Below are 23666 nucleotides of genomic sequence, written 5' to 3'. Positions count from 1 at the left end.
GGGGCACCGACCAGCGGTCGGTGCCCCCTTCGCCGTCCACGCGGCGTGCGCGCCGCGTACCGCGGTCCGCGGGCCCGCGGCGGGTGCGGCCGCGGGAGGCGCGGCCGCAGCGGGCGGCCGGTGACCTGGTCACCGGCCGCCGCCGAGAGCCGCCGTCAGCCATTCGGTCCGGGGCCGCCCGTCCGTGCGGTTCGGCCCGGGGCCGTCCGGGTCAGCTACAGCCGCTGGTCGAGCCGCAGCCCTCGCAGATGTAGCAGGAGCCGGCGCGCTGCATCTTGGTACCGCAGGAGAAGCAGAGCGGGGCGTCCGCCTGGATGCCGAGCTGCATCTCGACGAGTTCCGCGCTGGTGTGCGCCTGCTGCGGGGCGGGCTTCGCCGCCTGGGTCGCCGCCTCGGGCGTGCCGACCACCTTGAGGGACTCCGCCTGGCGCGGCGCCGACTGCGACAGGGACTCGACGTCCAGGTCGGTGTCCTCGGTGAAGCGCTCGTAGGACCCGGTCTCCAGGTGCCGCTGGCGTTCCTCGGCCGAGTGGATGCCGAGTGCGGAGCGGGTCTCGAAGGGCAGGAAGTCCAGCGCCAGGCGGCGGAAGATGTAGTCGACGATCGACTGGGCGATCCGCACGTCCGGGTCGTCCGTCATCCCGGCGGGCTCGAAGCGCATATTGGTGAACTTCGAGACGTACGTCTCCAGGGGCACCCCGTACTGCAGGCCGACGGAGACCGCGATGGAGAAGGCGTCCATCATGCCCGCGAGGGTGGAGCCCTGCTTGGACATCTTCAGGAAGACCTCGCCGAGCCCGTCGTCGGGGTAGGAGTTGGCGGTCATGTAGCCCTCGGCGCCGCCGACCGTGAACGAGGTGGTGATGCCGGGGCGCCCCTTGGGGAGGCGGTTGCGGACCGGGCGGTACTCGACGACCTTCTCGACCGCGCCCCTGATCGTGTCCTCGGCCTTCTCGGCGATCTCGGCCCGCTCCTGCTCCTTCTTCTTGGCCGAGAGCGGCTGGCCGACCTTGCAGTTGTCGCGGTAGATCGCGAGCGCCTTGATGCCCAGCTTCCACGCCTCGAAGTAGATCTCCTCGACCTCTTCGACGGTGGCGGACTCGGACATGTTGACCGTCTTGGAGAGCGCACCGGAGATCCACGGCTGGATGGCCGCCATCATCCGGACGTGCCCCATCGGCGAGATGGAGCGCTCGCCCATGGCGCAGTCGAAGACCTCGTAGTGCTGGGTCTTCAGGCCGGGCGCGTTGACCACGTTGCCGTGCTCGGCGATGTGGGCGACGATCGCCTCGATCTGCTCCTCGGGGTAGCCGAGCCGGCGCAGGGCCTGCGGCACCGTGCCGTTGACGATCTGCATCGAGCCGCCGCCGACCAGCTTCTTGAACTTGACCAGCGCCAGATCGGGTTCCAGTCCCGTGGTGTCGCAGGACATCGCGAGACCGATGGTGCCGGTCGGGGCGATGACGGAGGCCTGGGAGTTGCGGAAGCCCTGCTTCTCGCCGAGTCGGACCACGTCCTGCCACGCCTCCGTGGCGGCGGCCCAGACCGGGGTGTCCAGGTCGTCCATGCGCACGGCCTCGGCGTTGGCGTCGGCGTGCTGCTTCATGACCCGGTTGTGGGCCGTGGCGTTGCGCGCATAGCCGTCGTAGGGGCCGACGACCCCGGCGAGCTCCGCCGAGCGCCGGTACGCGGCTCCGGTCATCAGCGAGGTCACGGCACCGGCGAGGGCCCGGCCGCCGTCGGAGTCGTAGGCGTGGCCGGTCGCCATCAGCAGGGCACCGAGGTTGGCGTAGCCGATGCCGAGCTGGCGGAAGGCGCGGGTGTTCTCGCCGATCTTCTGCGTCGGGAAGTCCGCGAAGCAGATGGAGATGTCCATCGCCGTGATGACCAGCTCGACGACCTTCGAGAAGCGCTCGACCTCGAAGGACTGGTGGCCCTTGCCGTCGTCCTTGAGGAACTTCATCAGGTTCAGCGAGGCCAGGTTGCAGGACGTGTTGTCCAGGTGCATGTACTCGCTGCACGGGTTCGAACCGTTGATCCGGCCGGACTCGGGGCAGGTGTGCCAGTGGTTGATGGTGTCGTCGTACTGGATGCCCGGGTCGGCACAGGCCCAGGCGGCCTCGGCCATCTTGCGGAACAGCTCCTTGGCCTTGACCTCCTCGATGACCTCGCCGGTCATACGGGCGCGCAGGCCGAAGGTGTCGTCGGTCTCGACGGCCCGCATGAAGGCGTCGTTCACCCGGACGGAGTTGTTGGCGTTCTGGTACTGGACGGACGTGATGTCGTCACCGCCCAGGTCCATGTCGAAGCCCGCGTCGCGCAGCGCGCGGATCTTCTCCTCCTCCTTGACCTTGGTCTCGATGAAGCCCTCGATGTCGGGGTGGTCGACGTCGAGGATGACCATCTTGGCGGCGCGGCGGGTGGCACCACCCGACTTGATGGTGCCGGCGGAGGCGTCCGCGCCGCGCATGAAGGAGACGGGGCCAGAGGCGTTGCCGCCCGAGGAGAGCAGTTCCTTGGAGGAGCGGATCCGGGAGAGGTTCAGGCCGGCGCCGGAGCCGCCCTTGAAGATCATGCCCTCTTCCTTGTACCAGTCGAGGATCGACTCCATGGAGTCGTCGACGGACAGGATGAAGCAGGCGGAGACCTGCTGGGGCTGCGGCGTCCCCACGTTGAACCAGACAGGGGAGTTGAAGCTGAAGATCTGGTGCAGGAGGGCGTACGCCAGCTCGTGCTCGAAGATCTCGGCGTCCGCCGGGGACGCGAAGTACTTGTTGTCCTCGCCGGCCCGCCGGTAGGTCTTCACGATGCGGTCGATCAGTTGCCTGAGACTGGTCTCGCGCTGCGGTGTGCCGAGGGCACCGCGGAAGTACTTGCTGGTGACGATGTTGACCGCGTTCACCGACCAGAAGCCGGGGAACTCGACGCCACGCTGCTCGAAGTTGATCGAGCCGTCGCGCCAGTTGGTCATGACGACATCACGACGCTCCCAGGCAACCTCGTCGTACGGATGCACACCGGGAGTGGTGTGGATGCGCTCGATGCGCAGTCCCTTGCCGGCCTTGGCTCCCTTGGTGCGTGAGCCTCGTGCCGGGCCGCTCGTCGTCTCGGTCATGCCGCCTCCCTATACCGGGCGAAAACGCCCCGAAGTGCCCTGTTCTTCCCGGGCACGTTGTTCTGTCGTGAACTGGAGGCGCCGCTCTTGCCGCCCCCAGCAGATCTTGGTCACCGCCACTCGTCCGCTCCCGGACAGACCGCTCCTCCGGTCCCGTCCGGCCGGCCCCTCAGTCGGCGGCGATGGCGGGCTCGGGGACCTCGGCAGTCCCTCCGGGTCCGCGCGCGGGCGCTTCACGCAACCCGCCGGCGCCCTCGGCGTGGGCGTCTGCGCCGCCGGCCGGGACGGGCCGCGCTGCCCGCCCGCCGCGCAGCTCGGTGATCGCGTCCTCGAAGTCGTCGAGCGAGTCGAACGCCCGGTACACCGACGCGAAGCGCAGATACGCGACGAGGTCCAGCTCCTGCAACGGGCCCAGGATGGCCAGCCCCACGTCGTGCGTGGTCAGCTCGGCGCTGCCGGTCGCGCGGACCGCCTCCTCGACGTGCTGCCCGAGCTGGGCGAGCGCGTCCTCGGTGACCGGACGGCCCTGGCACGCCTTGCGCACGCCGTTGATGACCTTCGTACGGCTGAACGGTTCGGTCACTCCGCTGCGCTTGACCACCATGAGTGAACACGTCTCCACGGTGGTGAACCGCCGGGAGCAGTCCGGGCACTGGCGGCGCCTGCGGATGGAGGTTCCGTCGTCCGTGGTGCGACTGTCGACGACACGGCTGTCGGGGTGCCTGCAGAAGGGGCAGTGCATCGCTTCCATCCCTCCTTCACAGCACGAATCCATGGCCCTCGGGCAGGTACTCGACCCCCCGGGGCAGCCCCAAGCATAGGCCATGATCCGGAGCGGTGAAGACTCCAGGACCACAACTTCTGGGCCGCTGATGCAATCCAACCACTACATGTGGGGTTCCATCGCAAAATCCACGCCATCGCATGTCACACCGCGTGTCGCGGCCGACCGGCCCGCGCGGACGGCCGCGCAGGGTGTCCGCACGGATGCCGTGCGTGCACGGAAGGCGGCCTCGCGAGGGCAGCACGGAACACCGCGGCACCCGGGACAGCACCCTGCACGCACACCGTGCGGACACCCCCTTCGACACCCGGGGGGAACGAATGGTCGTCCCCGGAACCGCGCAGCGCTCGCGGGGGCCAGCACGCAGGGTACATACGGCCCCCGGCGACCGAACCCCGGGGTCGCATCAAGGGAGCACACCAAGGGATCACCAAGGCATCACAACGAGGGATCACAACGGGGGCCCCGCGACCGGCGCGGGGGCCCGTACTCCGTCCGCGACCGGCACGCGGGACGGCAGCGCGTCCCCAGGACGCCGGCGCACACCCCGGTCGCGCCGGTCACCCGATCGTGGGCGCTCGGGTGACCGCGCACGCCCGGCGCGGGCGTGCGCGGCCGCATCGCGGGTCCGAGGACCGGCACGCGGAGTCCCACGACCCGGTACGCGCCGGTACGCGCGGCCGAACGGCGGGCCCGACACCCGCCAGCCCGCCACGGGGATGGCAGACTGGGGTCCACCGCGGTGAACACGATCCGTTCGCCTCGCGGCTTTCGGACACAGGAAGCCTCCGCGACACCGGCACCGGCACCGGAAGCACCGCCACTCCGGCACCGGGAGTGGCGCCGACCCCGGCTCCGGGATCACCGCGACCCGGACCGCGAGAGCGCCCGTTCCGGCGGTGGGCAGGTCCGCAACGGGCGGAATCGCCCGACCCGTTCCGCCGGAAGCCATACACCTGTACGCCCAGTCGCGTGTGGCAATCCAGAATTTTTCACTCGAACGTGTGTTTGGCGCAACCTTTCGAAACCAACTACCGTTGTCCAGCCAGGGAGAACATTCGAGAGGGGCCCACGTGACCACCACCGCAGACAGTGCCATCATCACTGCCCAGGACCGCTCCCAGGACCGACTCGACCCGGTGCACGCCATGAGTGACGCAGCCACGAGCCCGGAGGGGCCACGACCCGCTCGCTCCCTGCCGGGCCGACCTCCAGGCATCAGGGCGGACAGCTCCGGCCTCACCGACCGGCAGCGCCGGGTCATCGAGGTGATCAGGGACTCCGTGCAGCGGCGTGGTTACCCCCCGTCCATGCGGGAGATCGGCCAGGCCGTCGGCCTGTCCAGCACCTCCTCCGTGGCCCACCAACTGATGGCACTCGAACGGAAGGGCTTCCTGCGCCGCGACCCGCACCGCCCCCGCGCCTACGAGGTCCGCGGCTCCGACCAGCCCGCCGTGCAGCCCACCGACACCGCCGGAAAGCCCGCCGCGTCCTACGTCCCGCTCGTCGGCCGCATCGCTGCCGGCGGACCCATCCTCGCCGAGGAATCGGTCGAGGACGTGTTCCCCCTGCCGCGGCAGCTCGTCGGCGACGGTGAACTCTTCGTACTGAAGGTCGTCGGCGACTCGATGATCGAAGCCGCCATCTGCGACGGCGACTGGGTCACGGTCCGCCGCCAGCCCGTCGCGGAGAACGGCGACATCGTCGCCGCCATGCTCGACGGCGAGGCCACCGTCAAGCGCTTCAAGCGCGAAGACGGCCACGTATGGCTGCTCCCCCACAACTCCGCCTACCAGCCCATCCCCGGCGACGAGGCGACCATCCTCGGCAAGGTGGTGGCGGTGCTCCGCCGCGTGTGACACCCGCCCCGACCAGGCCCCGGAACCTCTGCGCCGGTTCCGGGGCCTGTTTGCGGACCCCACCACCCGCGCGAGCCACCCACCATCCGCCCCGGGCCTCCACCCGGCACGGCCCTCCGGCAGCCCCCGGCAGCCCTCAGAAGCAGGCACCAGCCCTGGGCACCCATGCGCACGCAAACCCGCGGAAGCAGCGCCGGCCTGATACGCCGGCCCACACGGCCCAGGCACCGCCCACCAGGAGACCCGGCCACCCGGTGCCCCGGACCCGCGGCCACCAGCCACCAGCCACCAGCCACCAGCCACCAGCCCAGGGTGCACCGATGCACACCGCACCCACGCCGGGTCGCCCCCCGACCACCGGCTAGCCCTCGGCCTCCAGCCCCTTCGCCACCGCGTCGATCGCCGCCAGGGACCGCCGAGCCTGGTTGCGGTCCGTCGTGTACCAGAAGCCCGGCAGCGAAGCCCGCAGATAACTGCCGTAACGAGCCGTCTCCAGGCGCGGATCGAGAACGGCGACCACACCGCGGTCCCCCGACGCGCGGACCAGCCGCCCCGCGCCCTGCGCCATCAACAGTGCCGCATGCGTGGCCGCCACCGCCATGAAGCCGTTGCCGCCCGCGTCCTCCACGGCTTTCTGGCGGGCGCTCATCAACGGGTCGTCCGGGCGGGGGAACGGAATCTTGTCCATCACCACGAGCTGGCAACCGGTACCGGGTACATCCACCCCCTGCCAGAGGGAGAGCGTGCCGAAGAGGCAGGTCTTCGGGTCCGAGGCGAAGCTCTTGATCAGCTCGCCCAGGGTCTCCTCCCCCTGCAGCAGGATCGGGAACTCCGGAATGCGCACCCGCAGCGCCTCGGCGGCAGCCTGCGCACCCCGCATCGACGAGAACAGGCCCAGCGTCCGGCCGCCCGCCGCCTGGATCAGCTCGGTGAGCTCGTCGAGCATGTCGGCGCGGTCGCCGTCCCTGGCCGGCCGCGACAGATGCCTGGCCACATAGAGGATGCCCTGCTTGCGGTAGTCGAAAGGAGAGCCGACGTCGACGCCCTTCCAGACCGGCATGTCCTCGGCCTCCGACCCGGCCGTCCCTGCGAGGCCCTCGGGAGCCAGGCCGAGCGAGGCCGCGATGCCGTTGAAATCACCGCCCAGCTTGAGCGTCGCCGACGTCAGGACGACCGAGCGGTCCGCGAACAACTTCTCCCGCAGCAGCCCCGACACCGACATCGGCGCGACCCGCAGCGACGCTCCGAACCGGTCGTGCCGCTCGTACCACACGACGTCGTACTCCGAGCCGCCGGTCACCCGCTCGGCCACGTCGTGGATCGTCTCCACCGACGCCAGGGCCTGCTTGCGCACCGCGTCCTCGTCCTGGACCGAGGCGTCGCGGGTGGCGCCGAGCCGGGAGATGACGTTCCGCGCGGCGTCCCGCAACGCCGCCAGCGCATAGCCCAGGTCCTCTGGAACCTCCTCCAGGCGGCCGGGCAGCGCCAGCTCCATCAACCGCTCGAAGCCCTCCGCGGCCGTCTGCAACTGGTCGGCGGTCTTCTCGTCGACGAGCTTCGCGGCCCGCCGCACCGCCCGGTTGACCTGCCCGGGCGTGAGCTCGCCCGTGGCCACACCGGTCGCCCTGGAGACCAGCTCATGGGCCTCGTCCACGATCAGCAGCTCGTGCTCGGGCAGCACCCGGGCGCCCTCCAGGGCGTCGATCGCGAGCAGCGCGTGGTTGGTGACCACCACCTCGGAGAGCTTGGCCCGCTCCCTCGCCAGCTCGGCGAAGCACTCCTGGCCGTACGCACAGCGGGACGCGCCCAGGCACTCCCGGGAGGAGACCGCCACCTGCGCCCAGGCGCGGTCGGAGACACCGGGGCTCAGGTCGTCACGATCGCCGGTCTCGGTCTCGTCCGACCAGTCGCGCAGCCGCAGCAGGTCCTGCCCGAGCCTGCTGGTCGGCGCCGCGGCCTCGAACTGGTCGAAGAGCCCCTCCTCCTCATCCTGCGGCATGCCCTCGTGCAGCCGGTGCAGGCAGAGGTAGTTCGACCGGCCCTTCAGCATCGCGAACTCGGGGCGGCGGCGCAGCATCGGATGCAGCGCCTCCACCGTGCGCGGCAGATCCCGCTCGACCAGTTGGCGCTGCAGCGCCAGGGTCGCGGTGGCCACCACGACCCTCTCCCCGTGCGCAAGGGCGGGCACCAGGTAGCCCAGCGACTTGCCGGTGCCGGTACCGGCCTGGACCAGCAGGTGGGAGCCGTCGGCGAAGGCTTCGGAGACGGCTTCTGCCATGGCCACCTGGCCAGGGCGCTCCGTGCCGCCGACGGCGGTGACGGCGGCATGCAGGAGCTCGGAGATGGAGGGCTTCGTCATAGGCCGACCACCCTACGCGGCGGCACTGACAACCCCGCGGTCAAGGCCGGTGCAAAGGATTGGCGACGCTGCCGTGCACGGCGGCGTGCGGCCGGTGCGCACGGTCCCGGTAGCCGTCCAGGTGCAGCCGGTTCCGATTCAGGCACAGCCGCTCAATACGAGGAGTAAGCAGGTCAAACAAGGCGTAACGGTCCTTCAACCGAGGGAAGCGCTCCTGGTGGCGGACGATCTCCGCCCGGACCATCGACCAGAACTCGGCCTCGGGCACCCCCAACTGCTCCTCGCAGAGCGGCGCCAGGTAACGGAAGACACCCACAAAAAGACCCGAATGGATGAACTGGGTGAGGAACTCCGGCGGTTCGGTGAGCAGGACCGCGCGGACGTCCTCGGGCATGAGCTCGTGCTCGGGCAGCGGCCGCGCACTGACGTTGACGTCGTCGACGAAGTCCTTGACCGCCAGGCGCACCGGCACGTCCTGCTCGTCGAAGACGACGATGGCGTTCTCCCCGTGCGGCGAGAAGACGACGCCGTAGTGGTAGAGGAAGCGCAGCAGCGCGGGCAGCAGCGATGCGAACAGGCGGCGCAGCCAGACGCGGGGCGGAAGACCGGAGCGCTCGACGAGCTCCGCGGTGACGGCACGGCCGGCCGGGTCGACGTGCAGCAGCGCCGCCAGGGTGCGGGCCCGCTCCCCCGGCGCCAGCCGCGGCATCAGGGGCTCCCGCCAGATCGCTCCGAGAAGCTCCTTGTACTGGTACGGCACCTCGGGCAGGGCGTCGTAGACGGGATGCTCGACGGTGACCGAGGCGACCTCCCCCAGGAGGATGACACCGCATTCGTCCTTGAGGAACGGGTCGGCGTCGCGCAGCCCGTGCATCCAGGCGGTGACGGCGGGGGCGGCGAGGGTGCGCTCCGTCGGCAGGCCCCGCCACACCAGCGTGTTCAGGATGGACAACGGCAGTTTCACGGTGTGCCGACCCGGGTGCGTGACGTTGCAGAAGGTCCTGATGGACTGCTGCGGAAGCCGGAGGTCGCCGTCCGTCGGCAGCGCGACGATCTTGTCGGCGGCCACCGAGGGACCGAACAGCGGCAGCACTACCTCGTCCCACTGCCAGGGGTGCACGGGCAGTTGGAGGTAGTCCCGCGGTGAGAGTCCACGCGCGCGAAGGAGGCCGGTGAACCGCTCACGGGTGCCGGGGTCCAGCTCCTGTGCGTAGAGCCGGTCGGCCGTGTCCAGGCCGAGGACACCGCGGTAGGTGGCGAGGGAGGTGTGCACCGCGATCCAGGGGAGGGTGGTGGGTCTGCGGCTCTCGGGTGCCCAGCGCGCGGTGTCATGTGCGGAGAAGCCGAGGCGGCCCTTGTTGAGCACCAGCCAGGGGTGGCCGGTCTGGTGGCCTTCCAGCTCCGCGTATCCGAGGTCGGCGAGTTCGGCGGCGGACACCGCGGTCCTGTCCATGTGGACGTCAGCGGCCAGGGTGTGGCTCAACTCGCGGATGACGTGCCCGAGGGTGATGCCGTCGACGCCGAGAGTCCTCCGGGCCCTGGCGAGGAAGGAGACCGGATCCGCCAGCGGTTTCGGCGGCCCGTCGCCGTCGGCCAGCGTGACGCTGGCGGGGTCCACCCGCCAGCCGCCGTACGCACCCCGGCGGGCCCGGAACGCGATGCGGGCACCGTCGTCGAGAGCCAGGCAAAAGGAACGGCCCGCGCGGGACGTGGTCGCCGGCGCGGGCCGGGCACCCGCGGGCAGGCGCGGGTCGGACCGAGCGCCGGGGGTGAGCGGCGCCCCGGTCGCGGACCGTCCTGCCGCCCGCTCCCCCACCGGGTTCGCCCGCTCCACCCGGCCCGCCTGGTCCATCCGGCCCGCCTGATCCATCTGACCCGCCTGTGGTGCCGCGCCGCCCGGATCGTCCTCGGGCTCCTGCGGCGCGGGACGGATGATCTCCTCGTACGCGAACTCGCCCAGCACCTTGGCGAGGAGGCGCCCGCCGGCCCTGCTCCACTCCTGCGTCGTCGGCCCGGGTGGGTCCTTCGGCTCCGGTGAGTGGCCTGTAGGGGGGACGGCGGAAGGATTCGGCACGGGACTCCTCCAGAGGGAACCGGATCGGAATGGGCGGTGTACTAGCAGTGACCGGGGCGCAGCACATGGCGCAGTGACCGGTCGTGGACCATGAGCGCGGCCCGTTTGCCGGGAAGGTCGATCTCCGCGGAGAAACGGAAGCCGGCACTCAGGAAGGCGGACACGGAAGGGGTGTTCCGTAGATCGGGTTCGGCGACGACGCGCGAGCACGACGGACGGTGGTCGAGCACCAGGCCGGCCACCGCCCGCAGCAGCAGCGTGCCGAGTCCACGGGACCGGTCGGCGACGCCGCCGATGAGGAGGTGGATCCCGGTGTCGCCCGGGCGGGCCGGGTAGTGGCGGGCGAGCGGGTCGAGATCCGCTCGGTAGATCTCCCAGTAGCTCATGGGGGTTCCGTCGAGCACACCGAGGCAGGGGACGCTTCTGCCGTCCCCCTCAAGCTGCGGCCGCACGTGGTCCTCGGTGACGGACGCGGGACCGGCCAGTTCCCAGAAGGCCGCGACGGCCGGGTCGTTCATCCAGCGGCTGATCAGCGGCAGGTCGCGGGCGAGGCGCACGGGCACCAGCCGGAAGGTGCCCGCGGGGGTGGCCGCGGGCGACCAGCCGGCGAGATGGTCGAGGAGTTCGTCGCGGTCCTGTGCCGCGGGCTCGGCGCACTGTGCCGTTCCGGAGAATTCGGCTCCGGTGTACAGCGCGGCGAGCTCGTCCGGCACCCGCAGGTCAAGGGTGTCACCGGCCCCGGCCCCGGCCCCGGCCCCGGCGCCGTCGTCGGGACCGGATTCGGCGAGCGCATGGGCACCGTTCTCCGTGCCGGTGTCCGGGGACCCGTGGGCAGCCACGGAAGACGCTCCTCTCAAGGGGTTCGCGGGGTCATGCGGCGCAGTACAGCGGGTTGGACATGGTGATGTAGACGGACTGGGTGTCGACCGGGCCGACGAGTTCGTCGAGGCCGTGCAGCCGGGTCAGCAGGTTGGCCTTGCAGCGCAGTACCGGCGAGTCGAGCAGGTGGCCGGGCAGGGGGGTGCGCAGGCGCCCGGGGCCTGAGGCGGCGTGCTGGAGGAAGCGGCGGAAAGCGGCGAGCAGCACCGCTTCGTCGGCGAGCCGTTGGGAGCCGAAGGCGCCGATCAGGCCGAGTACGTTGTTGATGCCGAGGTAGTACGAGAAGCGCTCGTCCGTGACCTCGTCGGAGACGAACGTGTCGCTCGCCGCGCCGATCCCCGGCAGGCGCCTGTCGAGGTCGCCGCGGCGCGAGGCGCGGAAGTAGTAGCCCTGGTTGTCGCGGTAGCGGCCGCCGATGGGCCAGCCGTCGGGGTCGAGCAGGACGAGTGTGTTCTGCTGGTGCGCCTCCAGCGCCACGCCCGCCTCGCCGTCCAACCAGAGCACGGGGCGCACGACCTGCTCCAGGTAGCGCAGGAACCACTCGGTGGCGACGGCGTGCCGGGGCCGGCCGGTGCGGTGGGCGAGCCGCGTGACGATCTCGGCCAGCCGGGAGCGCATCACGGTGCCCGCGCCCTCCTTGCGCTCCGGTGCGCCGTGCCCGGCGGCCCCGGTGCCGGATGCGCCCGGTCGTGGCAGTGCCGCGTGGCCGGTGCCGGCGGCCCGGTCGGTCGGCGCCGTCACGGGCCGCGGGGAGACGAGCGCGGCGATGCACGAGGCGTCGTCGCCGGGGCTGAACGGGTTGTGCCTGATCATCACGTCGACTCCGGGGATCGGCAGGCCGTCCGCGCCGTCGACGGCCACCCAGGCCGGGTCGCGGACGATGCCGAAGCCGGGGTGGGCGGCCTGCCACTGGGCGTCGAGGCCGCTGCGCAGCAGCCGGTGGACCTCGACGCCGCGGTGCAGTTCCTTGCGGAGGTTCTCGCGGCGGGAGTTGGTGATGCGCAGCCCCAGGGAGAGCTTGAGCATCGCGGGTGCGCCGGGGCGGTGCACGGTGCGGACGGAGGATGTGGGGTGCCAGGGATCGCCGTGGGGGCCGAGCGGTCGCAGCAGGCCCGCGTCGACCAGTGCCGCGACGGGGGTCCTGCGGAGGAGGTCGCGCATCTGCAGGGGGTGCAGGGGCAGTGCGGCAAAGCCCCGGGGCAGCGGCAGGTCCTCCCCGGCCAGCCGGTGGGTGAGCCGCTCCGCGGGGATCACCCGGCCGCGCTCGGTCCAGGCGGAGTCCTGGGCGAGTACGGCGCGGTCGACGGCCAGCCAGTGCAGCGGGAAGGAGCCGCGGAGTTCGGGCGAGTAGCGCAGTGCCTCGTCGTCGGCCAGTCCCTCGCGGCTCTTCGGGGTCGGATGCAGGGGGTGACCGAGTACCAGGGACTGCTCGGCGGCGAGGAAGAGATCCGGCTCGTCGTCGGTCCGGCGGCGGCGCTCGGCGATGAACACCGCGGTGCGCCGCGCCGAGTCCGCTACGCGTGCGACCAGGTCGCCGCCCTCACCGGCGCGGGAGGCCCCGGCCGCCTCGCGGGCCAGAGCGCCCGCGTCCGCCGGACGGCTCGCTCCCCGGCCCGCCGCGTGGGCGGCCGCGTGGGCGGCCTCGCGGGCCAGGAGGGTGGCGAGGGCGACGGCGTCGAGGGCGGGGCTCCCTGTCGGAGCTCCTTCGAGGACCGGGCGGCCGAAGCGGTGCCATCCGGTGGGCGACCAGTAGTGCACGGGGACGAGAAGGCAGGTCCCGTCGGCTTCGAGGGGGATGCGCAGGGTGTGGCGGCCGGCGGCGCGGAGGTCGTTCTCCCTGGTCCAGCAGCGGAGCAGATTCTCGATGGCGGCCGCCTGCGCCGCGGCGCCCGGGTCAGGGTGGTCCAGCGGGTCAGGGTGCTCCAGGGGGTCGGGGCGGCCCGGCGGGGCGGGGTGGCACGGCAGGGGGGCGGGGCTGCCGGGCGGTGGTTCTGCCTGCACGGCCGTGTTCATCTGCCGCGGGACCGTGCGGGCTTCCGGGTCCGTGCGGGCTTCCGGGCCCGGCGGGGTGTGGGTGGCGGCGCGGACGCCGTCCACCGGGGGGCCGGGACGGGCGTCGGGTGCGGGGGTGGCGTTCACGAGTGCTTCCTTGGAGGTCGTTCGCGTGCGACGGACGCCGGCTGGTGGCTTGGCGGCGGCCGGGCCGTCCTGCTGATCGGGCCTTTCCCGGTGGGATCGGATCGGCGACGGGAGGGGCGCCGGGGTGCCCGGCGCACACCGCCGCACCGCTGGGGAGCGGCGGAAGCGCGACGGGCTCATGGGCGGGTGGACTCGGGCCGGTGGGCGCGGGCGGCGGCACCGATGGCGTCGGCGAGGCGGTCCAGTACGGCGGAGGCCTGTTCGTCGGTGAGGGTGAGCGGCGGCAGCAGCCGTACGACGCTGGAGTGGCGGCCGCCGAGTTCGACGATCAGGCCGCGGTGCAGGCACGCGCGCTGCACCGCGAGGGCGAGGGCGGGCGCGGCCGGCGGGGGCCCTGGCGCCGTGGTGTCCTCCGCTTCCGGGTCGACGAGTTCGACGCCGATCATCAGGCCCCGGCCGCGTACGTCGCCGATGCAGGGGTGCGCCGCGGCCAGGCCCTGGAGCTCGCCGACCATCCGCGCGCCCAGCAGCCCCGCGCGCTCCGCCAGTCCGTGTTCACGGACGTGGGCGAGGGTCGCGGCGCCCGCGGCCATGGCGAGCTGGTTGCCGCGGAAGGTGCCGGCGTGCGCGCCGGGCGGCCAGACGTCGAGGTCCTCGTGGTACACGACGACGGCCAGCGGCAGGCTTCCCCCGATCGCCTTGGACATCACCATGACGTCCGGGACGATGCCGCTGTGCTCCACGGCCCAGAAGGCGCCCGTGCGCCCCACACCGGTCTGCACCTCGTCCGCGATCAGCGGGATGCCGCGGGCCGCGGTGATGTCGCGCATCCGGCGCAGCCAGTCGTCCGGGGCAGGAAGGACACCGCCTTCTCCCTGTACCGGTTCGAGGATCATCCCTGCGGGTTCCCGCACACCCGACTTGGGGTCGTCGAGCAGTGCCTCGGTCCAGCGTGCCGCGAGTTCCGCGCTGCGCGGGCCGCCGACGCCGAAGGGGCAGCGGTAGTCCTGCGGATAGGGCAGGCGGGCCACCCGTACGTCGTCGGCACCGCCGGAGGCGTTCAGGGCGCCGGCCGTCATTCCGTGGTAGGCGCCGGTGAAGGCGAGCAGACCGCGGCGGCCGGTCGCCGTGCGCACCAGGCTGAGCGCCGCCTCCACCGCGTCCGTGCCTGCCGGCCCGCAGAACTGGATGCGCGCGCGGTCCGCCAGCGGGCGGGGAAGGGTGGCGAAGAGTTCCGTGACGAAGTCGTCCTTGACGGGTGTGGCCAGATCCAGCACGTGCAGGGGTGCACCCGAGTCGAGGACGGCGCGGATCGCTCTGAGCACCACCGGGTGGTTGTGGCCGAGGGCGAGGGTGCCCGCGCCCGAGAGGCAGTCCAGGTAGCGGCGGCCGTCGGCGCCTTCGATCGTCAGCCCGCGTGCGCGCACGGGCACAATCGGCAGGGCGCGCGCGTAGGTGCGCGCCGCCGACTCGCGCGCCGCCTGACGGCGCAGGATCCCCTCGTGTGCGACGGTCGCCGCCGGGGGCGCAGAGCCGGTCACGGCCATGGGTTGTCGGTCCTCCCGCTGGACTGGGCGCGTCCCGCCGCGCGCGGCGAGCGGGGCCCGGGCGCGGCCGCGGGCCCTGTCCCTACCAACGACGGTGGCGGCGGAGGATCACGGCCCTGAGGAAGATCCTTGTCCGCCGGCACCGTCCGATGCCGGTCCGACGCCCCGTCCCGCGCCGCCCTGTTGCATGTCCGGCGCCCTCCGGCGCCGTGACGGAACCGTTGCCCTCTCGTGGAACGTCCCCAACAAGCACCGGCATAGTGTGGGGCACCGCTCGGCGCCGGCCGTCCGGCCTGGCCGCCACGCGGCAGCGCGACGACCAGGGCCCGGCCGGGAGCGGGCGCGGCACCGTCCGGCGCCCGGGGCGCCTGCCGGCGCCCAGCGCGCAGCCGCCACGTCACCGAGGTCCAGGGGGAGCACCACGATGCCATCCATACGCCCGCTCTTCGCCGTTCGCCGGGGCAGGAGTGCGCGCCGCGGAGCACCGACCGCGGCGGTTGCCGCGCTGGGCGCGGTCCTCGCGCTCACGGCCACGGCCTGCGGCCCGGGTGATGACGACGCGGGCGACGGTGCGGTCGGCGATGCGAGCGCGAGCGCCGGAGCGTCCCGGGCGGGTGGCGGCGGGGGCGCTCTGCCGAGCGGCCTCACGGATGCGCTCCGCAGGCACGGCATCGACCTCGACCCCGACCAGGAGACGGTCGGTTCATCCTTTCCGGTGAACTTCAGCGCTCCCGCGGTGCCGGAGATCCCCTCGTTGACGGCCAAGGGCTACCCGGCCGCGGCACCGTACGACGGCCAGAAGCTGTACCAGTGCACGGACCGGCCCGGGCGGCTTTCGGCGGCGCGGTCCGCCCCGACGATGTACCGCATCGGCTGTCCCATGACGGGAGGTTCGTCCGGTGGCGGCTGGATCGGTACGGGTGCGGACGGCAGGCCCGCGCTGGTCTCCAACACCTCGATCGGCCCGGTGACGAACGGCCGGCCGGCCGGCCCGCGGTTCGGCAAGGCGGCCGAGGGCGTCTACACCGCGGTGAGCAGGAAGTACGCCAGGAAGTAGGATGCCCGGTCCCCGGACCGGCGAAGGCCCGGCCGGCCGCACCGGCCAGGTCGGCACCGGCCCGGCCCGTACCCCGCGACCGTGCCCACCGCGCCTCACGGGCATAGTGGGGTCTCGCGGTTCAGGGGTGTACGGGCCCGCCCAGTTACTGACAAGTACATGACACAACAATCCCGCGATCCTGGACACCAACTCCTCAATCCATCAACACGGCAACACCACCTCGGGGGTTACAGCACCATGCGTTCGATACGTCCGCCCTTCGCTCGCGGCCGAGGGCGTCGCTCCGTCCTCGCCGCCACCGGACTGGTCGCGGCCCTGGCACTCACCGCCACCGCCTGCGGCGGCTCCACCGACGATGCGGGCGGCACCTCCGACGCCGCCGCGGCGCAGAGCGAGGGCACGGGCGCGGGCTCGAACAGCTCCGACCTCGCCGGTGACCTCGCGGGCCGCCTCAAGGAGCACGGCATCGACGTCGACCACTGGAAGAACGGCGGCTGGAAGAACTGGAACAAGGACAAGTGGCTTCGTAACGCCAAGGACTTCGTCAATCCATACATCAAGGACCTGTGGAAGCCGGAGCGGATGAAGACCGCCAAGGATCCGGCCAAGACGGTCTCCAAGGATGCGGTGGCCGACCAGGGCGTCACGGACCCCGAGCCGCAGCCGGTTCCCGCGCAGGCCGAGAAGACCCCCTACCACGAGAACGCCGCGCCGGTCGGCAAGGTCTTCTTCGACTCCCCCGAGGGCCATATGGTCTGCTCCGGCACGGTCGTGAAGGACCCGCGCCATCCGGGCAGGTCCAACCTGGTCTGGACGGCGGGCCACTGCGTGCACGCCGGTGCGGGCGGCGGCTGGTACCGCAACATCGAGTTCGTCCCGTCGTACAACGACCTGGGCAAGTCGATGGCGGACCTGCAGAACGCCACGTACCAGGAGGTCGCCCCCTACGGGAAGTTCTGGGCGGACTGGGCGTCCACCTCCAACGAGTGGATCAACGAGGGCGGTGAGACCGGCGGCAACGGCGCCCCCTACGACTACGCGGTGCTGCACGTGAAGCCGGAACAGGGCTCCAAGTCCCTGGAGGAGACGGTCGGTGCCGCGCTCGACGTGGACTTCTCGACTCCGTCGGTGTCCGGCGCGGGCACCATGGGCGCCTGGGGCTACCCGGCCGCTCCCCCGTACGACGGCCAGAAGATGTACAAGTGCCTCGATCGGCCCGGCCGGCTGTCGATCGACCCGAGCAAGCCGACGATGTACCGGATCGGTTGCACGATGACGGGCGGCTCGTCCGGCGGCGGCTGGTTCCGGGTCGTGGGCAAGAAGACCGAACTGGTCTCGAACACCTCGATCGGCCCGATCACCAACGGCTGGCTCGCCGGTCCGCAGCTCGGCGAGGGCGCCAAGCAGGTGTACGACACCATGAGCCAGAAGTACGGCGGTTCGTGACCGGCAGCGACCGGCTCCGGCCCTGACACGAGCGACGGCCCGCCTCCTGCTCCCAGGAGGCGGGCCGTCGTTCCGGTGTCGGTCCGGCGAACCGCCTTGGCCCGCGTGCTACGGGCCGGGGCGTCCGGGTGCCGCGGGCCGGGGCGCACAAGGACTCAAGACGCCACGGACGGCGGCCCGGGCGGCGCCGGGGAGCACGGGCCGTCGGCCGCCTCAGCCCGGCACCGGCGCTCCCTGGGACGGGCGCTCCCAGCCCGCCACCGGCAGCCTCGGCACCGGTGCCCCCGGCCTCAGTGCAGGCCCGCGGGTACGTACGGTGCGAGGTCCGCCGCCAGCTCCTCGTGCACCCGCACCTTCAGGAGGGTGCCCTCCGGGGTGTGCTCCTCGGAGATCACCTCGCCCTCGGAGTGGGCACGGGCGACGAGCTTGCCGTGGGTGTAGGGCACGAGGGCCTCGATCTCGACGCTGGGCCGGGGCAGCAGGGCGTCGATATGACCGCGCAGCTCCTCGATTCCGGCACCGGTACGCGCCGACACGGCGATGGCGCGCTTCTCGACCCGCAGCAGTCGCTGGAGGGTGAGCGGGTCCGCGGCGTCCGCCTTGTTGATCACCACGATCTCGGGGACGCCGGTCGCCCCGACGTCGCGGATCACCGAGCGCACGGCCGCAAGCTGCTCGTCCGGCATGGGGTGGGCGCCGTCGACCACGTGCAGGATGAGATCGGCCTCGCCGACCTCCTCCATGGTGGAGCGGAATGCCTCCACGAGGTCGTGCGGCAGATGGCGGACGAACCCGACGGTGTCGGCCAGCGTGTACAGACGCCCGCTCGGGGTCTCCGCGCGGCGGACGGTCGGATCCAGGGTGGCGAACAGCGCGTTCTCCACCAGGACGCCGGCGCCCGTGAGACGGTTGAGCAGCGACGACTTCCCTGCGTTGGTGTAACCGGCGATGGCGACCGACGGGACCTTGTGCCTGCGCCGCTCCTGGCGCTTGATCTGGCGGCCGGTCTTCATCTCCGCGATCTCCCGGCGCATCTTCGCCATCTTCTCGCGGATCCGCCGCCGGTCCGTCTCGATCTTGGTCTCACCGGGACCACGGGTGGCGAGGCCACCGCCCTTGCCGCCGCCCATCTGCCGGGACATCGACTGGCCCCAGCCGCGCAGCCTCGGCAGCATGTACTGCATCTGCGCCAGCGCCACCTGCGACTTGCCCTCACGGGACTTCGCGTGCTGGGCGAAGATGTCGAGGATCAGGGCCGTCCGGTCGATCACCTTGACCTTGACCACGTCCTCCAGGTGGATCAGCTGGCCGGGAGAGAGCTCACCGTCGCAGATGACCGTGTCGGCACCGGTCTCCAGAACCAGCTCCTGCAGCTCCTGTGCCTTTCCCGAGCCGATGTACGTGGCGGCGTCGGGCTTGTCGCGGCGCTGGATAACGCCGTCGAGCACCAGGGCGCCCGCCGTCTCCGCGAGGGCGGCCAGCTCGGCGAGGGAGTTCTCCGCGTCGAGCAGGGTGCCGGAGGTCCACACGCCGACGAGCACCACCCGCTCCAGGCGGAGCTGCCGGTACTCGACCTCGGTGACGTCCTCCAGCTCCGTCGAGAGGCCGGCGACGCGACGGAGGGCTGCCCGGTCGGAACGGTCGAGCTGATCGCCGTCCCTCAGGCTGTCGATCTCATGGCTCCAGGCGACGTCCTCTTCCATCAGGGCATCGGCCCGAAGTCCTTCGGGGTGGTTCTGCGCGAGGCGCTGCGCGGCCTGGGAAGGGGAAGAAGAGGAGGTCATTGGATCCTTACGTCGAAGGGAGGGGATCGTCGGCGGGACGCGTGGCTTCCCACCACCGCTGACAACGCTCCGGGCGGCCGGAAGATTCCCGCGCCCACCCGGGCCGAGGGGCCGGGGAGGCTGAGGTCCGGTGGACCGCGGCGACGGGCTCCATCCCCGCCCGCTCACCGTCCGCGACCGTCGGCCGCGTCCTCGACTCCCTGATGGTCGCACGAAACGGCGCGTCTCGTCACCAGGTTTCCACCGCGGCTTCCGCGGCCCGTGAGCACCGCGCTTCGGCGGCCGAGGGCCTTGCGGTGCACGGTGCGGGCCGGCCGCTGCCGGGCCGGCCGGCCCGGCAGCGGCCGGCCGACAGCCCAGGCCGTCACTTGCCGTAGTCACCGCTCGGGATGTCCGGCATTCGGTCTCACCCGTGTTCCCCTCCGGCGCCCCGCCGCTGCCTCTGCGCAGGACCGTCCGCCTGCTGAGCCGGCCCCCGCCCCGGCCGTGCGGCGGCGGCCTTCAGCGACGAGCCCTTCGAGGACCCCGTCTTCCCGGGCGCCGCCGAGCGCCACTGCGGATGGCCCGGCATGGCGGGCGTCCTGCTGCCGTAGAGCCACGGCCGGAGGAAGCCGTTCAGGTCCCGCCCCGCGATCCCGGAGGCCAGGCGTACGAAGTCGCCGGTGGTCGCCGTGCCGTCGCGGTTGACGCCCACCCAGGCGCGCTCCAGGCGCTCGAAGGCGGCTGTGCCGATGTGCTGCCGCAGCGCGTAGAGCACCAGGGCACTGCCGTCGTACACGATCGGCCGGAAGATGCCGATCTTCCTGCCCGGTTCCGCTGGCCTGGGGGCGGCGGGCGGACCGCCCTCGGCACGCCACTGGTCCGACTGGAGGTAGGCCGTGCGCATGCGGTCCGCCATGGACTGCCGCGCCGTCTCCTGGGCGTACAGGGCCTCGTACCAGGTCGCGTGCCCCTCGTTCAGCCAGAGGTCGGACCACGTGCGGGGGCTGACGCTGTCGCCGAACCACTGGTGCGCCAGCTCGTGCACCATGAGCGACTCGACGTACCAGACCGGGTACGCGGCGGGGCCGGTGCCGGCGAAGAGCCTGCGTTCGAAGAGGGACAGGGTCTGGGTCTCCAGCTCGAAACCGGTCCGTGCGTCGGCGACGAGCAGGCCGTACGTCTCGAAGGGGTAGCGGCCGACCTTGCCCTCCAGCCAGGCCAGTTGACCGGGTGTCTTGCGCAGCCAGGGGCTGAGCAGGGCGCGGTCCCGGGCGGGCAGCACGTCGCGGACGGGCAGACCGTGCGGGCCCTTGCGGCGCAGGACGGTCGAGCGGCCGATGCTCACCTGGGCGAGTTCGGTCGCCATGGGGTGCGCGGTGCGGAACACCCGTGTCGTGGTCGCGCCGTGCCGCGTGGTGCTGAGGGGCAGGCCGCCCGCGACCACGGTGAGGGCGCGGGGCGCGGTGATGCGGAGGGTGAAGCGTGCCTTGTCGGACGGGTGGTCGTTGCACGGGAACACCCGGTGCGCGGCGTCCGCCTGGTTGGCCATGGCCAGGCCGTCCGAGGTGCGCACCCAGCCGCCTTCGACGCCCTTCCACTGGACGGGGTCGCTGGTGTGCCGCACGGTGATGCGCAGCGGCCCGCCCCGGCGCACGGCCGTGACGGGTGTGACGACCAGGTCCTCTTTGGCGGTCGCGAACCGGGCGGGTTCGCCGTTGACCTCCACCGAGCGCACCCGGCCGTGCGAGAAGTCCAGGTTGATGCGCTCCAGTGGCGTGGTGGCACGGGCTTCGATGCTGGTCACGGCCGTGAGCGGCGTCGTGTTGGAGCCGTGGTACGTCAGCGAGACATCGTAGGCGCGCACGTCGTAGCCCGGGTTGCCGAGCTGCGGGTAGAGCCGGTCGCCCAGGCCGAGCGCACCACCCGGCGACGGCGCGTCCGCGGCGACGAGGCAGACGCTCGCGACGACGGCGAGCAGGGCGGCGCCGGTGTGGCGGCCGCGAGGTCGGAGCGCGGGGGGACGGGGCGTGAGCGGCGGCATGCCTCACCGTTATCAGCGCACCACCCCGCCGTGACGGCGGCGCGCGCCGGGCCCACCCGAACGGCTCCGCCCGCGGGGGAACGCGCCGAGGAGCGGGTAGGGAAGCCAGGCTGGGGGCGGGGGTGGGCCGGGAGCAGGCCGGGAGCCGGTGCTCCTGGAGGTACGCCCACGGCGACCTCCTGGGGAGCACGCTCCGCGAGGAGCACCTCCCAGGGAGCACGCCCGCAGACACCGCTCCAGGGAGCACGCCCGCGAAGAGCGTTTGGGGTGCACGGTCGCGCCCCGCCCCAGCAGGCGTCCGGAGGGAGGCCGATGCCCGGGCTACCGTGCCGCCGCGGCCGGGCGTCGGGCCCTGCTCACGTCGTACACCCCCGGCACCTTGCGCATCGCCCGCATCAGGGACGGCAGGCAGGAGGCATGGGGCAGTTGCAGTGTGTAGGTGTGCCGCACGCGCTGCTCGCTGGGCGGCTCCACTTTTGCCGAGAGGATCGCGACGCCCTCGATGGCGATCGCCTCCGTGAGATCGGCCAGCAACTGGGGCCGGCCGAACGATTCGGCGAACAACGTGACGCGGCACTCGGCGCTCTCTCCCCAGCGCACGCCCACCTCCGCACGCCCCGCACTCTTCATACGCGCAACGGCCGGGCACTCCTCGCGGTGCACGGTGACCACACCGCCGCGCACGGCGAACGCGGTGACGGTGTCGGGCGGCACCGGGGTGCAGCATCCGGCCAGGCGCACGGTCGCACCGGGCATGTCCACGACGGCGTTGGCCGGGACGGGGCGCACTCCGGGTGTGCTGACCGGCGTGCGGGGCGTGTCCTGCGGGGTTCGTGCGTCTTCGGGGTGGCCGGCGAGCCAGCGCTGGATCGCGATGCGCGCGGCGGGCGTGTGCGCATGGTCCAGCCACTCCCTGGAGGGCCCTGAGGCGGGGTCCTGGCCCATCAGGAGCTGCACGGTGTCCCCGTCCAGCAGGACGGTGCTCAGCGTCGCAAGGCGGCCGTTGACACGTGCGCCGATACAGGCGTGGGCGTCCTCGCCGTACTGGGCGTAGGCGGCGTCGACGCAACTGGCACCCGCGGGCAGGCCGAGGCTGCGGCCGTCGGGCCTGAAGACGGTGATCTCGCGGTCCTGGGCGAGGTCCTCGCGCAGCGTGGACCAGAAGGTGTCCGGGTCGGGCGCCGACTGCTGCCACTGCAGGAGCCTGGAGAGCCACCCGGGCCTGGTGGGATCGGCACGCTCGCCGTCCACGGGCTCCTCGCCCTGGGGAGCCGCGGCCGACGCGGAGGGCGCCTCTGCCACCGGGCCCGGCGCGGGGACCGCCGCGGCCGGCGCGAGCACCGCGGCGCTCGCCTGCCGCGCGGCCGGCGGCACGGACGCCACCGGGGGCGGTGCGGACTGCGCGTAGGGGTTGCCGAGCGCGACGACACCGGCCTCTGCGGTCCGGTGCATCCGGTGGGTGCGGATCAGGACCTCGGCGACCTCCCCGCCGGGACAGGCGACGGCCGTGTGCAGCGACTGGTAGAGGTTGAACTTGGGTACCGCGATGAAGTCCTTGAACTCCGAGATGACCGGTGTGAAGCAGGTGTGCAGTTCGCCCAGGACGCCGTAGCAGTCGGCGTCCTCGTTCACCAGCACGAGCAGCCGCCCGAAGTCGGCGCCGCGCAGTTCGCCGCGTTTGCGGCGGGTGCGGTGCACGGAGACGAAGTGCCGGGGGCGGATCAGGACTTCGGCGCTGATCCCGGCGTCACGCAGCACGGCACGCACGTCCTGGGCCATGTCGGCGAGCGGGTTGTGCCCCCCGGCGGCCTGGGCGGCGATCAGCTCGCGGGTCTCCGCGTACTCCTCCGGGTGCAGGATGGCGAAGACGAGGTCCTCCAGCTCCGTCTTAAGGGCCTGGACCCCGAGGCGCTCGGCGAGCGGGATGAGCACGTCACGCGTGACCTTGGCGATGCGGGCCTGCTTCTCGGGCCGCATGACCCCGAGCGTGCGCATGTTGTGCAGCCGGTCGGCGAGCTTGATCGACATCACCCGGACGTCGTTGCCCGTGGCGACGAGCATCTTGCGAAACGTCTCCGGCTCGGCGGCGGCGCCGTAGTCGACCTTCTCCAGCTTGGTGACCCCGTCGACGAGGTAGCGCACCTCGGCACCGAACTCGGCACCGACCTGGTCGAGCGTCACCTCCGTGTCCTCGACGGTGTCGTGGAGCAGGGACGCCGTCAAGGTCGTGGTCTCCGCGCCGAGTTCGGCGAGGATGAGGGTGACCGCCAGCGGATGGGTGATGTACGGCTCGCCGCTCTTGCGGAGTTGGCCGCGGTGCGAGGACTCGGCGAGGAGATAGGCCCGGCGCAGCGGTTCGAGGTCGGCGTGCGGGAAGTGGGCGCGGTGGACCTCGGCGACATGGGCGATGGCATCGGGCAGCCGGTCGCGGTCGGCCGAGCCGAGCAGCGCGACCCGGCCGAGTCTGCGCAGGTCGAGACGGGCGCGACCGCGCCTTCGCTGGGTTTCCGGCAACGGGAACTCAGCGGGTCGAGTGGCCTCCGCACTCATGGGCACCTCCGGCTGCATCGTCCGGCGGAGCGGCGGGGAGCCCAGGC

Annotated in this window: 12 protein-coding genes and 1 pseudogene; 3 read left to right on the top strand and 10 right to left on the bottom strand. The window is 72.3% G+C overall.

Annotation, left to right across the window (positions count from 1 at the left end; genetic code table 11):
* Window positions 1-211: 211 nt before the first annotated feature.
* Both IE313_RS31690 and nrdR read right to left on the bottom strand, forming a co-directional pair.
* The gene (locus IE313_RS31690) at window positions 212-3115 is read right to left on the bottom strand and encodes a vitamin B12-dependent ribonucleotide reductase (protein WP_189938343.1); all 2904 of its coding nucleotides are present in this window, start codon (window positions 3113-3115) and stop codon (window positions 212-214) included.
* A 169-nt stretch (window positions 3116-3284) separates the two neighbouring features.
* On the bottom strand, window positions 3285-3857 hold the full coding sequence (nrdR, locus tag IE313_RS31685) for a transcriptional regulator NrdR (RefSeq protein WP_189938353.1): 573 nt from the start codon (window positions 3855-3857) through the stop codon (window positions 3285-3287).
* Between the two features lie 1115 nt (window positions 3858-4972).
* Between nrdR and lexA the strand changes: the two genes are divergently transcribed.
* Window positions 4973-5758, top strand: coding sequence for a transcriptional repressor LexA (gene lexA, locus IE313_RS31680; RefSeq protein ID WP_189938342.1), 786 nt, complete (start codon window positions 4973-4975; stop codon window positions 5756-5758).
* A 361-nt stretch (window positions 5759-6119) separates the two neighbouring features.
* Here the strand turns inward: lexA and IE313_RS31675 are convergent, their stop codons facing one another.
* From IE313_RS31675 to IE313_RS31655, 5 genes are all read right to left on the bottom strand, one after another.
* On the bottom strand, window positions 6120-8117 hold the full coding sequence (locus tag IE313_RS31675) for an ATP-dependent DNA helicase (protein ID WP_189938340.1): 1998 nt from the start codon (window positions 8115-8117) through the stop codon (window positions 6120-6122).
* Window positions 8118-8157: 40 nt separating this feature from the next.
* On the bottom strand, window positions 8158-10191 hold the full coding sequence (locus tag IE313_RS31670; protein WP_229925119.1) for an IucA/IucC family protein: 2034 nt from the start codon (window positions 10189-10191) through the stop codon (window positions 8158-8160).
* A gap of 41 nt (window positions 10192-10232) precedes the next feature.
* Window positions 10233-11030: a GNAT family N-acetyltransferase gene (locus IE313_RS31665; RefSeq protein WP_229925118.1), complete on the bottom strand. Its 798-nt coding sequence runs from the start codon at window positions 11028-11030 to the stop codon at window positions 10233-10235.
* A gap of 31 nt (window positions 11031-11061) precedes the next feature.
* Window positions 11062-13209 (bottom strand): IucA/IucC family protein, encoded by a 2148-nt coding sequence (locus IE313_RS31660; protein WP_229925117.1) that lies wholly within the window; start codon window positions 13207-13209, stop codon window positions 11062-11064.
* A gap of 176 nt (window positions 13210-13385) precedes the next feature.
* Window positions 13386-14756 carry a diaminobutyrate--2-oxoglutarate transaminase family protein gene (locus IE313_RS31655; RefSeq protein WP_189938336.1) on the bottom strand — a complete coding sequence of 457 codons (1371 nt, stop codon included), beginning with the start codon at window positions 14754-14756 and terminating at the stop codon, window positions 13386-13388.
* Between the two features lie 688 nt (window positions 14757-15444).
* On the opposite strand from IE313_RS31655, the pseudogene IE313_RS35745 reads away from it, so the two are divergent.
* Both IE313_RS35745 and IE313_RS31645 read left to right on the top strand, forming a co-directional pair.
* Window positions 15445-15813 (top strand): annotated as a pseudogene (locus IE313_RS35745) (hypothetical protein); the annotation flags it as partial.
* Window positions 15814-16053: 240 nt separating this feature from the next.
* Window positions 16054-17262, top strand: coding sequence for a trypsin-like serine peptidase (locus IE313_RS31645; protein ID WP_189938331.1), 1209 nt, complete (start codon window positions 16054-16056; stop codon window positions 17260-17262).
* Window positions 17263-17552: 290 nt separating this feature from the next.
* Here IE313_RS31645 and hflX read toward each other — a convergent pair whose 3' ends face one another.
* The 3 genes from hflX to IE313_RS31630 form a co-directional block, all read right to left on the bottom strand.
* A complete protein-coding gene (gene hflX / locus IE313_RS31640) occupies window positions 17553-19046 on the bottom strand; it encodes a GTPase HflX (protein ID WP_189938329.1) in 1494 nt (497 codons plus the stop codon).
* Window positions 19047-19452: 406 nt separating this feature from the next.
* Window positions 19453-21069, bottom strand: coding sequence for a M1 family metallopeptidase (locus IE313_RS31635; protein ID WP_189938327.1), 1617 nt, complete (start codon window positions 21067-21069; stop codon window positions 19453-19455).
* 321 nt (window positions 21070-21390) lie between these two features.
* Window positions 21391-23619: a RelA/SpoT family protein gene (locus tag IE313_RS31630; protein ID WP_189938325.1), complete on the bottom strand. Its 2229-nt coding sequence runs from the start codon at window positions 23617-23619 to the stop codon at window positions 21391-21393.
* Window positions 23620-23666 lie beyond the last annotated feature (47 nt).

This window comes from Streptomyces sulfonofaciens, from assembly GCF_014656295.1.
GTDB classification, from domain to species: domain Bacteria; phylum Actinomycetota; class Actinomycetes; order Streptomycetales; family Streptomycetaceae; genus Streptomyces; species Streptomyces sulfonofaciens.
The sequence above is the reverse complement of the archived record's forward strand: the minus strand, read 5'-3'. Positions and strand labels throughout refer to the sequence as shown.

Excerpts from the sequence above, each read along its gene's own strand:
- IE313_RS31645 (WP_189938331.1), top strand. The coding sequence starts at position 16,054 with ATGCGTTCGATACGTCCGCCCTTCGCTCGCGGCCGAGGGCGTCGCTCC.
- IE313_RS31635 (WP_189938327.1), bottom strand. The coding sequence starts at position 21,069 with ATGCCGCCGCTCACGCCCCGTCCCCCCGCGCTCCGACCTCGCGGCCGC.
- IE313_RS31630 (WP_189938325.1), bottom strand. The coding sequence starts at position 23,619 with ATGAGTGCGGAGGCCACTCGACCCGCTGAGTTCCCGTTGCCGGAAACC.
- hflX (WP_189938329.1), bottom strand. The coding sequence starts at position 19,046 with ATGACCTCCTCTTCTTCCCCTTCCCAGGCCGCGCAGCGCCTCGCGCAG.
- IE313_RS31675 (WP_189938340.1), bottom strand. The coding sequence starts at position 8,117 with ATGACGAAGCCCTCCATCTCCGAGCTCCTGCATGCCGCCGTCACCGCC.
- nrdR (WP_189938353.1), bottom strand. The coding sequence starts at position 3,857 with ATGCACTGCCCCTTCTGCAGGCACCCCGACAGCCGTGTCGTCGACAGT.
- IE313_RS31655 (WP_189938336.1), bottom strand. The coding sequence starts at position 14,756 with ATGGCCGTGACCGGCTCTGCGCCCCCGGCGGCGACCGTCGCACACGAG.
- IE313_RS31690 (WP_189938343.1), bottom strand. The coding sequence starts at position 3,115 with ATGACCGAGACGACGAGCGGCCCGGCACGAGGCTCACGCACCAAGGGA.